Annotated in this window: 14 protein-coding genes and 2 pseudogenes; 4 read left to right on the top strand and 12 right to left on the bottom strand. The window is 30.7% G+C overall.

Translation table 11 applies throughout. The annotated features are described in order from the left end of the window. Positions 1 to 93 precede the first annotated feature (93 nt). Positions 94 to 312 (top strand): annotated as a pseudogene (locus AAG068_RS29215) (IS4 family transposase); the annotation flags it as partial. A gap of 219 nt (positions 313 to 531) precedes the next feature. Here AAG068_RS29215 and AAG068_RS29210 read toward each other — a convergent pair. Next, the gene (locus AAG068_RS29210) at positions 532 to 1293 is read right to left on the bottom strand and encodes a hypothetical protein (RefSeq protein ID WP_342720019.1); all 762 of its coding nucleotides are present in this window, start codon (positions 1291 to 1293) and stop codon (positions 532 to 534) included. A 271-nt stretch (positions 1294 to 1564) separates the two neighbouring features. Then, on the bottom strand, positions 1565 to 1744 hold the full coding sequence (locus tag AAG068_RS29205; protein ID WP_342720018.1) for a hypothetical protein: 180 nt from the start codon (positions 1742 to 1744) through the stop codon (positions 1565 to 1567). 300 nt (positions 1745 to 2044) lie between these two features. On the opposite strand from AAG068_RS29205, the gene AAG068_RS29200 reads away from it, so the two are divergent. Next, positions 2045 to 2461, top strand: a complete 417-nt coding sequence (locus tag AAG068_RS29200; protein ID WP_342720017.1) for a VOC family protein — start codon at positions 2045 to 2047, stop codon at positions 2459 to 2461. Between the two features lie 994 nt (positions 2462 to 3455). On the opposite strand, the gene AAG068_RS29195 is transcribed toward AAG068_RS29200, so the two are convergent. From AAG068_RS29195 to AAG068_RS29180, 4 genes and pseudogenes are all read right to left on the bottom strand, one after another. Further along, positions 3456 to 3776 (bottom strand): hypothetical protein, encoded by a 321-nt coding sequence (locus AAG068_RS29195; protein WP_342720016.1) that lies wholly within the window; start codon positions 3774 to 3776, stop codon positions 3456 to 3458. Between the two features lie 48 nt (positions 3777 to 3824). Continuing rightward, positions 3825 to 3956, bottom strand: a pseudogene (locus AAG068_RS29190) (site-specific integrase); the annotation flags it as partial. A 320-nt stretch (positions 3957 to 4276) separates the two neighbouring features. Continuing rightward, positions 4277 to 4495 (bottom strand): alpha/beta-type small acid-soluble spore protein, encoded by a 219-nt coding sequence (locus AAG068_RS29185; RefSeq protein ID WP_342720015.1) that lies wholly within the window; start codon positions 4493 to 4495, stop codon positions 4277 to 4279. A gap of 340 nt (positions 4496 to 4835) precedes the next feature. After that, positions 4836 to 6008 (bottom strand): tyrosine-type recombinase/integrase, encoded by a 1173-nt coding sequence (locus AAG068_RS29180; protein ID WP_342720014.1) that lies wholly within the window; start codon positions 6006 to 6008, stop codon positions 4836 to 4838. Positions 6009 to 6410: 402 nt separating this feature from the next. On the opposite strand from AAG068_RS29180, the gene AAG068_RS29175 reads away from it, so the two are divergent. Further along, on the top strand, positions 6411 to 7406 hold the full coding sequence (locus AAG068_RS29175) for a helix-turn-helix domain-containing protein (RefSeq protein ID WP_342720013.1): 996 nt from the start codon (positions 6411 to 6413) through the stop codon (positions 7404 to 7406). Between the two features lie 247 nt (positions 7407 to 7653). On the opposite strand, the gene AAG068_RS29170 is transcribed toward AAG068_RS29175, so the two are convergent. Together AAG068_RS29170 and AAG068_RS29165 are read right to left on the bottom strand one after the other, a co-directional pair. Continuing rightward, on the bottom strand, positions 7654 to 8868 hold the full coding sequence (locus AAG068_RS29170; protein ID WP_342720012.1) for an MFS transporter: 1215 nt from the start codon (positions 8866 to 8868) through the stop codon (positions 7654 to 7656). A 57-nt stretch (positions 8869 to 8925) separates the two neighbouring features. Further along, the gene (locus AAG068_RS29165; protein WP_342720011.1) at positions 8926 to 9402 is read right to left on the bottom strand and encodes a MarR family transcriptional regulator; all 477 of its coding nucleotides are present in this window, start codon (positions 9400 to 9402) and stop codon (positions 8926 to 8928) included. A 294-nt stretch (positions 9403 to 9696) separates the two neighbouring features. Between AAG068_RS29165 and AAG068_RS29160 the strand changes: the two genes are divergently transcribed. Continuing rightward, positions 9697 to 10188 (top strand): MarR family transcriptional regulator, encoded by a 492-nt coding sequence (locus AAG068_RS29160; RefSeq protein WP_342720010.1) that lies wholly within the window; start codon positions 9697 to 9699, stop codon positions 10186 to 10188. 102 nt (positions 10189 to 10290) lie between these two features. Here AAG068_RS29160 and AAG068_RS29155 read toward each other — a convergent pair whose 3' ends face one another. From AAG068_RS29155 to AAG068_RS29140, 4 genes are all read right to left on the bottom strand, one after another. Continuing rightward, positions 10291 to 11511, bottom strand: coding sequence for a cytochrome P450, cyclodipeptide synthase-associated (locus AAG068_RS29155; protein ID WP_342720009.1), 1221 nt, complete (start codon positions 11509 to 11511; stop codon positions 10291 to 10293). 35 nt (positions 11512 to 11546) lie between these two features. Further along, on the bottom strand, positions 11547 to 12266 hold the full coding sequence (locus AAG068_RS29150; protein ID WP_342720008.1) for a tRNA-dependent cyclodipeptide synthase: 720 nt from the start codon (positions 12264 to 12266) through the stop codon (positions 11547 to 11549). 357 nt (positions 12267 to 12623) lie between these two features. Beyond that, positions 12624 to 14354 carry a methyl-accepting chemotaxis protein gene (locus AAG068_RS29145; RefSeq protein WP_342720007.1) on the bottom strand — a complete coding sequence of 577 codons (1731 nt, stop codon included), beginning with the start codon at positions 14352 to 14354 and terminating at the stop codon, positions 12624 to 12626. A 415-nt stretch (positions 14355 to 14769) separates the two neighbouring features. Next, the gene (locus tag AAG068_RS29140) at positions 14770 to 15267 is read right to left on the bottom strand and encodes a DM13 domain-containing protein (protein ID WP_342720006.1); all 498 of its coding nucleotides are present in this window, start codon (positions 15265 to 15267) and stop codon (positions 14770 to 14772) included. Positions 15268 to 15316: the final 49 nt, after the last annotated feature.

Genomic DNA, 15316 nt, shown 5'->3' with positions numbered 1-15316 from the left:
ATTAAACATCAACATCAAGCTAACAAAGTGTATCCGTAAAGCAAAAAAACGCTATTCTTTTTGTAGAAATATACAGGAAGGCTGACGTTTTTTATGAATCTTTTGATTCAAAGTGAACTACAATTATTTGCTGAAGAATTACATGAACATCTTACTCCTTCATTTTTAGAAAACTTTGCTAGAGAACTAAGATTTATACAACAGAAACGTGAATTTCCAGGTAATGATTTAGCTATTATCTGTGTCTGAATTAGTCAATGGGTAGCGAGTGATTCATTAGTACGACTGTGTAGCCAACTTCATGCTGTTACATATCTATTATGGCGGCAGCTTTAGAATTACAAAATAATGAATGTTAATTTCACTAATAATAATATTTTTGGTATGATCAATGTATAATAAAAATATAACTCATGTAATAGTTTAAGCGGTATACTTAACCAACGGCCGCTTAGCTAATGAGTTATACCCCTTAGAAAAGGTACCTTGCAGCAGGGGTACCTTTTCTTTTATTTTTAGTGGTAAATTATTTTAAATAGAAGCTATATAGTTAAAAAGTATAATGATTAAATTGTAATTGAAGTGAAGTATGTATCCCATATGAATATTTTTAAATATTAGAAAGAAAATCATTTGAGCGATAGCTGGTATTCCAATGATAGTTAAACATTGTACCCAATTATAGTTATACGTAGAGAGATGGAGTAATCCAAATGAGCATCCAGACAATATTAAAGAGGCTGTAATAGAGGCTATGGGGATTATTTTGAAGGAGCGTATGATCTTATGCCAAAAGAACAATATAGATACAAACATAATGTTTTCTCCGATTAATTGAATTACAATCCCAGGCGTTTTGTGAAGCATATTAGTAATCCCTTCATTCCCAATAGGATTAGATGTTCCTTTGAATGTTGTAAAAGATATTAGTACGGCTAAAAATGATAACATAATAGCATAAATAATGAAAGCACAGAAAAAAGAAATTTTTAGCTGCTGGAAAGTGATTTTTTTAGAAAACAAGGATCTTTGATCTCGCATTATAAATAGGAAAACTAGTGAAATAGGAAAAGAAAAATAAACGGATTTAATTATGTATTGCATTAGTAGATCTAATTCATTTATATAATTAAGCGTAAATGAAGGGAAAGGTATATAAACTGTAATAATACAAAATATGACAAGTATTAGAAACTGCAGATACGTTTTAGTTTGCACTAAGCAATCTAAATATGTGTTGGCAGCACTTAATGCGTTTAAGGTCTGCTTAAACTCTTTAAAAACTGCGTTCATAAAACTCCTCCATTTGTATAAAAGTAAATGTTTTTAATCCACCATCTTATGTGCCATTCTTCCCTAATTGTATTAAATCGAATCTTATCTCTACACACATTATAAAATTTCACGTATCGTATTTATTAATTATATTTTAAATATAGTCACCAAGGGGATTTCTATGTCAAAAGAAAAAGCATCCCTCTGGATGCCCACTTACCCTATTTATTAATTAAATACAATTTTATCATGATGCTATAAGGGATATTTCTAAAGGATAAATTAAAAATTATTTCTTCATTCTCTCTTCAACCCATCTAATAAAACTAGTACTTAGTTGCTGTTCTTGCAACCAATCTTGTAGCTTTCTATATTCATACCAATATGTTTCCCTCTTCTCTTTTACAGACTCCAATTGGTTCAATTTAGTTGTAAAATATATAAATTGCTCTTCAGTATATGCAGCCATACTTTTCACTTCCTTTTTTGTTCAGTTTAATGTTACTTAATATATGGTTTTGCAATATCTAATCTAGTTAAAGTAAAGCATGAATCCTTTATGTTAAGTAATAATACAATTGTTTAATTACAAATAAAATTGTTACATTTACAATAAAGGTGTTTAAAAATGTCAGTCATTTTATTCGGTTAAAGGGACATTTTCTTGAATAATAGAAAGGAATATCCATAAGTAAATCGAAGTTAATTCAGAGCTATTATTTAGTATAGCGTCGGAACGTACTACTCAACATTAAGGAGGAAATCGATTATGAGTGACACACAGACATTACGAGGATTAACCACAGTCAGTTTTTGGACGGATGATCTAGCAGCGGCAAAGAAGTGGTACGCCGAACTGTTGGGCATCGAACCTTACTTCGAACGTCCAGGATATACCGAGTTTCGTCTTGGCGATTACCAGCACGAGCTGGGGCTGATTGATAGCCGCTATGCGCCCGATGGTCCAGCGACCGGACCGGCCGGTGCTGTAGTGTACTGGCACGTCGATAATGTAACAGCAACTTTCAAAAATCTGCTGTCTATGGGAGCAAAAGAATACGAGGCACCCACAGAGCGTGGCGAGGGTTTTATTACTGCTTCCGTGGTCGATCCCTTTGGGAACATCTTAGGGATTATGTACAATCAGCATTATTTAGAGGTTCTGGGTTCGACTAGAAAAACGTAACTTCACAGTTCACCGAGGCTTGGTAAGTTGCACTGTGGAGGATAGCGATTATTTATGCAGATATGCAGTTGCAGCTGTCTCGAGTTATGTGATGCTTACCTCAATTGTTCGAAATTCTGCTACTACTCTGGAGACGAAAAGAACAAGAAAAGTGAGAAGGGTTTCACGAGGTAATAGTAAAGGACTATTTTAGAATAGAGCACGTTTGTACAATAACACTTAGATTTAAACAACTTTATTGTTGCATTTTTAAGTGTAGTAAAGTATTTCACATCAAAAATTAAAAGACTTTATTTTAACGCCTTCTTAAAGTCAGAACGGGGTTATACGTGTTTTAGATATTAAAATTAAATAACGTTATTGTCATTTTACATCTATTCCAATAGAAAAAGCACCCAACTGGATGCTTCATTTCTTATTAATGTTACGAATCAATAACATTATGTTATTTTTTGTTGAACAAAGGAAAAAGCCCTCGATTGGGTTTTTTATTCTATGGGGTACCGCCCCATATAGAAAATAAGATTGATGTCTATCTTGATTCTATTGAAGTATGCAATGCTTTCGGTATACGTGATATAAAACTAAGAATCTTATAAAATAAAAAAGAGATGTAGAATAATCTACATCTTTTTTTGTGTCTTACATACCCAAAAACTTTTGGATAAGCTCGACGATGATGGGAGTTCCCATCATCGGGGCAAAGTCGAAATTGAATTCAAACTCTTTGCCGCCTTCCGGAGTTTTCTTAAACTTAAGTTTAAGCAACTGATTTCACCTCACAATCTTGGCTTAGCTTACATCCATAAGTACACAACTTACAGCCATTGGATTGCCTCCTTTAAAGTGATTATCAGTATCTCTGCTCTCACAGACTATTCCTAGTCCAAATAAATTATCTCATAATAACCATTATTTCACAACGAATATTATCAAATTATGGATATACTTTTCTATATAAAAATTATATAACAAAAACAGCCAATGAAGACTGTTAATTACTAGGACCTATTACTTCTACTTTTCCATCATCCCAAATAAGGATTTCTTGGAAAGAGTCAGTGAAACCTTTAGTCTCAGGAGCCCAGGGTGGAAAGAGTACAGATTTATTTCGTTCCTTCCATTCTTGCATTTTATCGTATGTTTCTCTATCAAGAACGTAATTGTAAGAATATAACGGTTCTCCATCGTTCATTCTCTCCGATAAAAAGAAGAAGTCTTCTCCATACTTTTCTTTAAGCCACTTCTCTGCTTCTTCTCGATTTTCGAACTTTGGATAGCTTTTAAACTCTTTGTAACTAATACGATTATTCATCATACATATCCCCTTTTTGACGAGTTTCTTCTATTATATAGTGTTTTCTTATAAACCACCAAATGCTTCGAAGCCGTGCATCATTGTATCTTCATCAATTCCAATGTACCTCATAGTGATTGGTGGTGATGAATGATTAAAAACTGTCTGAAGTAATGCAACATCTTTGGTTCTATTGTAGGTTTAGTTGTTCTTGTTATCCCCTTATTTATCGATCAATATCACTGGTTACTTAAAGAGCTGACTTCATTAATTATAAATATTTAATAAACTAATAAAAAAATAATAAAATATAACAACGACATGTTGAACAGCTCTAAATCTACTTGTAATGGATTATTTTCAGTTCACCTCTTATTGTATTACCTCATTGAATAAAATCTCTTATAAAGGAATCTGAAAGGTCGTTTTTAAGTAATAAAAACTAATTTTCAGATTTTGTGTAAATAAAAGGAAAAAGGATCCGTTTTATGGATCCTTTTTCCTTTTATTATTTTAACTTAATGTAATCTGTGTTGTCCTGATAATTGTTCCTCAGCCATTCGAACTAAGCGCTTTGTAATTTCTCCACCGACAGACCCATTTGCACGTGATGATGTATCAGGCCCTAGTGTGACTCCTAATTCACGGGCAATTTCATACTTCATTTGCTTAATAGCACTTGCTGCAGCAGAAATAAGAATTTCATTTGTATTACTTTCGTGTCTTTGAATATTCATAATTGCACCTCCACTATATTTGTATATAACATGTGCTTAATTATGATATTTATACGTAAGTAGACTATTTTTTTCTAGTATTTTTAGGAGAATTCTTTTTCGTTCTCTCTTTCCCGTATTCAACTAACTGAATTTGAAACACATCTGAATCCTGAATTCCTAACACATTCATTTCTTCTCTAAATGAACGCCAGGACTCTACCTTTATTGATTTTTCTTGGCCATTTCTTAATGTGTAGATTCTTGAGTTATTCTATAATCAACCCCTCCTCACACGTTCAATAATGTGCATTTAATTATGTAAAAAAGACATAATTAAACCGTTTTTCAAATTAACATTTCACACCAACATATCCGCAAAGGAGGTACCCACATTATTCTTCCGCTTCATATGTTTCTCTAAATAGATTTTTGTGGTTTGGATATTTTCGTGACCCAGTGTTTGCATTAAATGATATAGATCCGCATTTCCTTGTTCAACTGCCATGATTGCAAAAGCATGACGAAATGTATGCGCCGTTACAGGATTTTCACGATACTGTAGAAACTCTAGATTTGTCTTTTTTATCATATCTGTTACCTGGTTTGATAACGTTTTTGAATTATAAAAGTTCCCTCTTTGATTTACAAATAAAGGACTTTCATCTCCTCGATCCAATACAGTTTGGAATCCTCTTCTCCGTCTCATTTCACAAATACATTGGAATAAATGTTCAGAAATGAAAAGTTCACGTACTTTATCCCCTTTACCCTTAACTCTTAACCAATACTTTCCGTCATAATGTAAATCTTTTACCCTTGTTGTACATAATTCTTGAATTCTTGCACCGGTACTTGCTAGAGCTAGTAAGATTGTATAGTTTACTAAATGCCCTCTTTCTTTATAAAATCCTAAAATTTTCATAACTTCATCATAAGATAGATCCCGATTCGGCCGATCCTGTTCATTTACATTTGCACGCTGCAGTTCTTCATGAAGAGGTTTTTCGATATAAGCAAATACATGAAGATGTTTTAAAAACGAACGAATAAGTACTGTTTTCTTTGCAAGTGTTGCGACCGCGTACGTATCTCCATTTCTACCGTTCTCTACCTGCTTCAACCAAGCATTATATTTACGAATATGCCAAGGCTGTAATGTTTTTAACAGAGAGTCATTTTGTTGTAATTCTTCCCCATTCAATTCAAATTCTTCTGCATGCTGAACCATGCACTGACAAAATGACAAGATTTCGGACACATAACTCTTTTTCGTATCCTCTTTTCTATTCTTCTTTTCATCCATATCTTTTTGTAAATGTACAAAATGATAAATGACTTCTATATCACTTAAATACGTATATTTACTCTTTCCCTCTTTTTCTGCAACTTCCATCTTCTCTTCCACTTTATCTATATAACGATTGTTATGCAGAAATGGAATGATCCCACTTATATTCTCTACATATGTATCCATATACTTACTTTGATTGTTTATACTAGGTACATTTTCCTTTATATTGTTATTACCCATAATTCGAATTCACCTCTCCTATTGAAGATTACGAATATAATTCTCTTTATTAACTATACTTATTATTTTATTTTACTTCTATCCATTATACAAATAATAAATCACTTTCTTTCTGTAAGAATGCACCATTCTTCTCTATTTATCTATACTTATATTTTTTTATAATTTATTAGCAAATAGATATAGTTTAATTATTTCTAATTAACATTAAATTTAATTTTATAATAAAATCAACTATAAATACCTATTAAAATATAAAACAAATTAAAACTATTTATAAATTGTAAATATGTATAAGAACTTTAATAAATTCTATTTCTTATTTTAAATATAAATCATATTCTGATATGATATATACATAACTAAAATACTAGCAAACGATAGTTATGGAGGTGTCCTTTCATGACACAAGATTTATTGTTCATTACAAAACCTACTGTAACGACAAAAGAGGCAGCCGACTTATTAGGAGTAACGGTACAAACAATTTTAAAAAAAGAAAAAGATGGATTAATAGAATGTGTATATAAAGATAACTGGAAGCAATTCGGTAGTAAGATTTTCTATTTAGAGGACATTGAACGTTTAAAAAATAAAAATGAGGTTAAAGGCCTTAGCACGAAAGAAGTAGCTGAAATTCTTAATGTTGCACCATCTACTATCTTTACATACATCAAATCTGGAAAATTACCCGCGAAAATGGTAGAAAAACGAGGAAAACAAGTATATCTTATCGATGAAGAAGAGCTAGAGATTTTTATGCTTGATTATGAAAAAACTAAAACAAAAGAGCGAAAAACATTCATTACTAAGATTCAACAAGAAGAGATATATTTATATCAATTATTAACACATCAACATACCGGAAAAACAGCTAGAGTAATAGAAATCAATGGAGCAGACGGCAAGATTCTTACAGAAGACGAAGAAATTTTCCCTCTATCCACTTATAAGGAACATGATTACTCCTTTGAACCTTTCCTTAAACAAGCTGTAATTACCAAACGAGGTTATTTATCTTTTTCATTTAAAAAACCTCAGCTATTTAATTCCATCACTTATAATCTAATAAACTTATTTTATAAAGAACTAGGTGTCACAAATATGCGATTAGGTATTTCATCTGATACTATCAGATTAGAAATTAAGCCTTTCGTATTACAAGTAGATCCACTACAATTTCAAGAAGAGGTTAAATACTTACATTCTCATATGAAATCCGGCACGATACTTCCTCATGTAGAGGGTATTTACTTTAAAAGTAATGTAGAGCCATTAACTTTTCATGCAGATCATGAATTCAAGCAAAGAGTAGTGCAAATGGCAGCCGATGCAGGTATGGGACAGGAAGAATTTCTATTGCAAGCTGTAAAATCTTATATGAAAAATTTAAAATAGCAATAAATTTGGTATCAAATAAAAAAAGCGTAGAAATAAAACCTTTCTACACTTTTTTTATTACTTAACTAAATCTAATTTCTCTTATTGAAATTTCTAATTACCTTATTCAAAATTACAAAAGAAACAATATATTACATCTTTTATTATGAATAAGATCAACTTTTAGTTTACCATAATGTTATTATGGATAATAATTTTACTGTATAGTCTATATACTATTAATTCTTTATGATAAATCATTTTCTTATTTTAGATTTTCTTGTTTTGACACAATTTTAATAGATCTCTTACTAATCCGTATAAGCATGCCAAAAGAGAGAAAGATAAAAAACCCACCAAATAGAGCAAATACAACTGTAGGCTTGAAATGTGCTAATAATAACCCCGAAACAATGGGTCCTACAGCCATTCCCATATATCTAATAAAGTTAAACATTCCCATTGCACTTCCTCTATTATGTTCAAATTCATTTGCAATCATAGTAGCAAATAAAGGAGTAAGGATACCAATTGATATTCCGTGAAGAATTAAAGCAACTGTTACGCCAATTAAAGTATTCGAGTGTGTCACAGCAAATAATATAACGCTCAAAGCTAAGACTACATTTCCAGTTATAAAAAGCTTTTTTTGTGAAATTTTTGATTGAATTGTTTTAAAAGTCATGCTGCCAATTATTAAACTAATAGCCATTGGTAAGTAAAGTAAACCCACTACCTGTAAACTTAATTGATAATGATCAGTTAATAAAATTGGTAAGTAAACAATGAAGGAGAAATAAAGAAAAAATGCAAAGAAACTTAATATTAATATGGAACTGCCCACTTTGCTTTTAAATATAGAAGCATAGTGAGATATAAGTGTTTTCCCACTCAATTCTTTTTTACTTCCTACACGATCCTTAGGGAAATATATCCAATTAGTTATAAATAGAATTACAGATACTGCTACAAGTAGCCAGAAAACACCTGGGTAATTATATTTTTCCCCAATAAAACCTCCTAGCACTGGTGCAACAGCAGGTGCAATGGATAACATGGTTTGATATGTACCCATTGCACTTCCTCGTTGTTCTCCTTGGAATACAGTACCAATTGTAGTTGCAGCAATAAGTGGTATTGCTGCTGTCCCTACAGCCTGTAAAATTCTACATATTAAAAATACTGTAAAGTTACTTGTAATTGCACAACCAATACTCGCTATAATTGTTAAAATAATACTCGGAATAAGAATAGTCCTAGCACCTTTAAAATCAATTATAGAACCAAAAACAATTTGCATAATTGCCGTAATAAAAATAAATATGGAAACGGAAAGGTTAACCATTGTTATAGATACTTGGAATGAATCCCGAATTATGGGGATTATTGGAGAATATATATTTTGATTTAAAGAAGCGAAAAAAGCACTAATGCACAACAAATATAAAAGAAAAGAAGCACTTGATTTAACACGGTTCATGCTATCCCTCCTAAAAGATTATTAATAATTAGCTAATTTATTTAAGTTATAATAAATTTATTTCCCCAACATTTTATCGTTTATATTTTGTAAAAACTTCAATATTGCGTTTTGTTCAATTTCAGAAAATAAATCAACGAACTGATAAAATTCATTTTCTTTCTGGTCATGAATTTTCTGATGTAATTCACAAAGTGATTGTCCTGCCGGAGTAAGTTGATAATATACCTCCTTTTTATTATCAACTGACTGAAAACGAGTGATTAAATTTTCTTTTATTAATTTGGTGTTAATTTTTGTGATATTCGCTTTAGATAAATTCATTTTCCTTGCAATTGTAATATTATTTATTGGTTGATTCTCACCAATACAGGCAATTACGTGTATACTTGTCATATTTGTCGGTACATGTTCTATTTCTTCCATTTTTGCTTGCTTAAAAAAAGTCTCAATATCCTTATCTGCCTTTTGTTCATTGAGATGTAACAAATGTAGATAATTATCGTAAATTTTCTGTTTTATGCCCTTATTCATTTAAATGTTTCTACCCTTCTTTATCTATTTTATTTATTTTTGTTTACCGGTAAACTATTTTGATTTTATATCCTCATTTAGCAATTGTCAATTGCTAAATTGGAATTTAACTAATTATGTAAGAACCTTTAATGTATCTGTTTTTCATAATTTACCCTAATAAAGCCCTATTATATTAAAGAGTTAGTTTCAATGCATAAAAGTCCTTTTTTAAATTGTTGACCTAATTATTGTTTACTGGTAAACTTTATATTGTTAACCGGTAAACAATAATTCTAGATAGGGGAAATTATTATGACAAATTTTGTCCATGAACAAACCTTAAAAGCTATTGAAGACTTTGTCATAACAAGAGAAAAGAAAAAATATGCATCTCAAGAGATGATAAAAGAATTAGTTAGTGAATATGAAAATATAAATAAAAATTGGACTCTAACGCAACTACATATTGTTTCGGTTATTCATGAGAGTAAACAACAAATGAATAACACTCTACTATCTATGGAACTTAATATTTCTAAAGCAACCATCTCTAAAGCTATTCGCGTTCTTATTGATAATAAAATTTTATTGACGCATCAAAATACAGATAATAAGAAGGAAATCTTTTATACTTTAACTGATAAGGGAATACAGTTAGCCATTGTTCATAAAAAGTTACACAAAATTGCACATGAGCGTTACAGTGAGTTATTCCAACGATTTAATGATTCCGAGTTACAAGTTGTAACAAAATTTTTAGAAGCATGGAAACAATGTATTTATTTTTTTGTTATATCAGCTTAGAAGGTATATATGTTGACCTTCTCATAAAAATAGAAAAACTAAGGGGTTTTAGCCCCTTAGCAAAAATTGAATTATATTAATAACTAAAATAGCCATGTTTTTTTAAACTAACTTATCAAAAAGAATAGGCATGGAAATAGGTCCACGTGTATAAAGCCCTTTTTCAACATATTGAAAATCTTCTTCTAATTTAATGTTTTTCATATTATCTAAGACTACATTTACAACTATTTCAATTTCTGATTTTGCAAACGCTGCTCCTACGCAATTATGGATACCTGATCCGAATGCAAGATGTCTTGCAGCACCACTAAATGCCTTTTTAATATCAAGATCCTGACGATAAATGTTGAATTCATCAGGTCTTTCAAATGCGTTAGGGTCACGGTTCGCGGCACCAATCATACAAAATACCGTCGTTCCTTTGGATAATTGAATACCATTTATTTCAGTATTTTTTGACAATTGGCGGGGAATCAATTGCACTGGTGGATTGTAACGTAAAGTTTCTGCAATAGCTAATGGTACTAATGAACGATCATTTAATACATCTTGCAGTTGTTTCGGTTGGTTAATTAAATTATAAATTAATAAAGCAAGAGTCTTATCACCAGGTTCTGTTGCAGCTAATAATATATTTAAAATCAATGCTAGAATATCAGTATCAGTCATAGCTATTCCTTCATATTTAGCACTGCATAATTTAGAAATTAAATCTTCCTGTGGGTTTAATCGTCGTTCTTTAATAATTGGTTCTAAATAATTAGCTAACTGGTCACTGCACCAAAGAGAATGTTTTTTTGCCTCTGGTGGTTGATTTATACTAGTAATAAAATCAGCTACACCGCTATGCCATTCTCCTATCTTCTTATGATCTTTCTTATCTAATCCAATCATATCCATTGTTACATAAACAGCAAATGTTCTGCCAAAATCATTAATTAAATCTATCTTTCCATTTGGAAGGTGTGGAAATAGTAAATCTTCTGCATTCTTTTTAATTAAAGGCATTAATTTTTGTAAAGCATCTCCCATAAAACTTCTTAAAACAATTTTTCTTTTCGCTACATGCTCTTTTCCACGCATTTGTGCTAATACTGGTCCACGCATTACTGGTTCAGCACGTTCAGCTAATGATTTTGTTGTAAATGTTTCAGTATCATTCAATATATTACGGACATCTTGATATCTACTAATAAAATAACTATCAATCTCAGGTTCATAATGTACTGGGTCATTCTGACGTAGGTATGAAAAATACTTATATGGATTTTCTTGAAATTCCTCTGTTAATATATTTACCGTTTGCATAGTATTTGACATATTACTTCCCCCTTGTATTGGATACTTACTATTTGCTAAGATAAATCTTCCATTTCTTGAACCATTAAATATCCTTGATTTGGTTTCATCTTGATAGAAAAATCATTTCTAACTATCTGTTCACCAAGTTCCCATGGTTTATGATAAATAAGTACAGTTTCTTGAGCCCCTAAAATTTCAGCTCCACCAATGAAAAATGGAAGTTCTGCAATTACATATTCTACTGCAATATTTAGCATATCATTTGATATTTGATCAATATCTATATTGGTACCCCTTGCCCTACCTAAAATAGCTGCATATGACATTTCTAAACAAGCATTTCGGAAATGAGTTTCACTTAAAAAGGTATGTTCTGCTTCTGCTCTCATGCAGTTATATGCATTGTTGTCATTAAAATCAGAAAAAGTATGGATAGCATTTACATTACCACCATGCTCTTTAAGTGCCTTTTCAGCTGATCTTCTATTACGAGATACTTCTTTCCTAACCTTTCTTTCCGCTTTACCTTTTGGTGTTCCTAAAGCCTCAAGTAAATTTGCAGCTTCTTTTCCAGCTAATAAAACACTAACATCATCAAAAGTATGTAATGCCCATTCAATAAGTCTATTAATATATTCATCAGAAAATCTACTATTAAACGGACTAATACCTATTATTGCATGCTTACTACGTTTTAATATTTCAGCACAATTAGTAGATAAGGGTTGAGAACTAAACTTTCGTACATTTCTTACCGCTATAGCATTCGTCATACAATCATCCCTTTAAATAATTTTATCAATATAAACCGTTTTATTGATTTTAAGTAACCAATAATATTTCAAACTACATAAAAAAAGAGATAGAATATCTTGATGTTAGAAATGGTGAATAAAAATAATACTAAACAAAAAACCACATAATGTTCACCAGTGAACAAAATCAATTCTATATTGCTACCATTATTTTGTCAATATGTATTATTCAGAAAAAATAAACAACACAAAAAATTAAAATTCTGTTCACAATTGTTTACAAAATAGAAATTTATTTCACAACTTACAGTTATTCATAATAAAAAAGTACAAGTCTTTAATTAAGGACCTGTACTTTTTTATATATAATATATTTTATTTCTCGTTTTTTTGCTCTTCAATAATAAATTTAGAAAGCAATTCTGTTAGTGCATTCACCTTTTCTTTCATCTTGTTGGATTGATTTGAAATTTCTTGAATTGAAACTGCTTGTGATTGAATTGATTGTACTGTTTGAATTGTTTCTCTTTCTACTTGTGTTGAAGTATCAGATACTAGTGAAAGAGACGCATTTACTTCTTCTGTACCGGCATACATCTCTTCTGTTGCTGCAGAGACTTCTTGAATTTGACTTGTGATTTTGTCAATATCTCTCATAATAGATGAGAATGTTTGATCCGCTTGGTGGGCTGCTTCCTTTCCTTCTGCTGCCTTTTGTTCTCCTTTTTGCATGACATGAACTGTGTCTTGAGTATCTTGTTGAATAGATTTGACTAAATGGTTAATTTCATTCGCGGATTCTTTAAACTTTTCAGCTAAATCCCTCACTTCTGCTGCAACCACTGCAAACCCTTTCCCATTCTCTCCAGCACGTGCTGCTTCAATAGCAGCATTTAAGGCAAGAAGGTTGGTTTGCTCGGCAATATTAGTGATTGCATTCAGAGCTGTATCAATCTGTTGTGTACGTGTAACAAGTCTATCTATTACTTTTGATGTTTCCTCCACCACATCATGAACACTGTTCATTTGAAGAATTGAGTGCTTTATCACTTCACTACCAATATGTATTTGTTCTGTGGTAGTTACTGCTACCTCAGCAACTACAGCTGAAGATTCAGCTACAGTTTGCACACCAATTGTTATTTCATCCATTGAAGATGAACTCTCTTGAATGCTAGTTACTTGTCCTGCTATTTTTTCTTTTACTTCAGAAATAGTCTGAACAACCTCATTCGAAATATTAGATGCTCGCTTTGTATCTTGTAAAACACCCTCTGTAGAAGAAATAACTTCTTGTGTTGTAGATTTAACACTTGCAATTAATTGTTGTAGATTATCTAACATACTATTAAAAGACTGTACAATATTTCCTAGCTCATTATTTGCTTTATAAGAAGTACGTATTGTTAAATCACCAGCAGCTACTTTCTTCATATCATTTTGCAATAATAATAGTGGTTGTCGTATAGTTAACTTAATAAAATATCCAATCAATATAACTATGATAATTGCTAAAATTGAAAGGACTACAAACATTACCATTGTATTTTGAGCACTGTTATTATTAACTTGTTGTAACTGCTCTGCATTATTACTGTTATATACAATTAGTTCACGAATGGACTGGATTGTTTTTTGCATATTGGGTTCGATTTCTTTTTGATAATAAGCATAGGCTTCTTCATTATTAGATTTCCCTAATTCTTGTGCCTTTTTCATCTGTGTTCTTAATTCATTAAACTCTTCCTGAAATTTGCTAAATAGCTCTTTTTCTTTATTAGAAATAACTTTAGTTTCGAACAGCTTTAATAACTGATCATTTTCTTTACGAATTCCATCCATTTCTTTTATCAAATCGTTCATTCTTTTTTCATCTTTGGATACCATTATTTCCATAAAATTCATATTAACATGATAAAAGTTAGATTCTATCGTTCCTATCCAATCAACTGATTTTAAATTATCTTCATACATATTAGAAGAAGCAGTCTTTCCTCTTTCTAATCCCCAAAATCCTATTAAGGATAATACTATACAGGCGATACTTGATATACCTATTAATATGTTTAGTTTTGTACCAACCTTACTGTTTCTCAATAATTTCAACTAAAAACTCTCTATTCTTATATATAGTTAAATTTATATATTGTATAATAATAATCTGGAATATACGATATTTTTTTTAAAATATATAAATATAAATAATTTAAAAAAGAAATAAAAATGAAATTTTTATTTCTTGATAGTCTTCGGTTCCAAATAACTAATATGTTAATTTGTTAGCAATATTGCGGTGCCCACTACTATTATTGTTTTTATATATTGTTATACACAAATTATAGTATAATTATAAGAGAATGAAAATATTTTACCAAAACGTAATACAACTTATGCCTGTATTTTTAATATGTATATACTAAAAATACATTTCTTATCAAAACAATTGTGTTTTCAATATAAATGAAAACTTTTAAATAGAATTTTATTTACTTTCAATATAGAGGAAATTTTAAGTTCATATTTAATTATTAAAATAAACCGCACCAAAGTTTTCATTAAATCTTTTACACCAAACAGAAACCGAACCATATTCACTTACATCTATCCCTTGAGGAATTTCGTAGTTTTGGTCTCCCTTATTCCCCTTTAATTTTCCTAATTCAATATACTGATAGTTTTTCACGTCTTCATTATTTTTCAAACGATTTGTAGAAACTAATACAATTCGTACATCTGGCCCATTAGATGTTGAAAAATCAGAAAGTCGTAAAACACGTTTTCCATCCGCTAATTGGTGAATTTTTGCCGTTCCAGTTGTTTCATGGACACCGTTTTGAAACTGACCTTCCCTTATTACTCGATCACTTTGTTGCCTTACTTCCGTTGATTGTATCTCTGCTTGTGGCAATGATTCATTTACATACTTATCAATAAATAATTTCTCTGGTCGGAACAATGACCATAAAATCCCCAATACAATTATCAAACCACCTATAAGCCGTACATATTTTCTTTTCATAAAGTAAAAAACCTCCTGTAACATACTGTCTATTAGTATGTTAACAAGA

The sequence above is a fragment of the Bacillus paramycoides genome, assembly GCF_038971285.1.
In the GTDB taxonomy this organism is placed as follows: domain Bacteria; phylum Bacillota; class Bacilli; order Bacillales; family Bacillaceae_G; genus Bacillus_A.
This window is presented reverse-complemented; position numbering and strand designations above follow the sequence as displayed.

What these genes read in the sequence shown, in the direction of transcription:
- AAG068_RS29210 (WP_342720019.1), bottom strand. Translation starts at nt 1,293, where the DNA reads ATGAACGCAGTTTTTAAAGAGTTTAAGCAGACCTTAAACGCATTAAGT.
- AAG068_RS29205 (WP_342720018.1), bottom strand. Translation starts at nt 1,744, where the DNA reads ATGGCTGCATATACTGAAGAGCAATTTATATATTTTACAACTAAATTG.
- AAG068_RS29200 (WP_342720017.1), top strand. Translation starts at nt 2,045, where the DNA reads ATGAGTGACACACAGACATTACGAGGATTAACCACAGTCAGTTTTTGG.
- AAG068_RS29195 (WP_342720016.1), bottom strand. Translation starts at nt 3,776, where the DNA reads ATGAATAATCGTATTAGTTACAAAGAGTTTAAAAGCTATCCAAAGTTC.
- AAG068_RS29185 (WP_342720015.1), bottom strand. Translation starts at nt 4,495, where the DNA reads ATGAATATTCAAAGACACGAAAGTAATACAAATGAAATTCTTATTTCT.
- AAG068_RS29180 (WP_342720014.1), bottom strand. Translation starts at nt 6,008, where the DNA reads ATGGGTAATAACAATATAAAGGAAAATGTACCTAGTATAAACAATCAA.
- AAG068_RS29175 (WP_342720013.1), top strand. Translation starts at nt 6,411, where the DNA reads ATGACACAAGATTTATTGTTCATTACAAAACCTACTGTAACGACAAAA.
- AAG068_RS29170 (WP_342720012.1), bottom strand. Translation starts at nt 8,868, where the DNA reads ATGAACCGTGTTAAATCAAGTGCTTCTTTTCTTTTATATTTGTTGTGC.
- AAG068_RS29165 (WP_342720011.1), bottom strand. Translation starts at nt 9,402, where the DNA reads ATGAATAAGGGCATAAAACAGAAAATTTACGATAATTATCTACATTTG.
- AAG068_RS29160 (WP_342720010.1), top strand. Translation starts at nt 9,697, where the DNA reads ATGACAAATTTTGTCCATGAACAAACCTTAAAAGCTATTGAAGACTTT.
- AAG068_RS29155 (WP_342720009.1), bottom strand. Translation starts at nt 11,511, where the DNA reads ATGTCAAATACTATGCAAACGGTAAATATATTAACAGAGGAATTTCAA.
- AAG068_RS29150 (WP_342720008.1), bottom strand. Translation starts at nt 12,266, where the DNA reads ATGACGAATGCTATAGCGGTAAGAAATGTACGAAAGTTTAGTTCTCAA.
- AAG068_RS29140 (WP_342720006.1), bottom strand. Translation starts at nt 15,267, where the DNA reads ATGAAAAGAAAATATGTACGGCTTATAGGTGGTTTGATAATTGTATTG.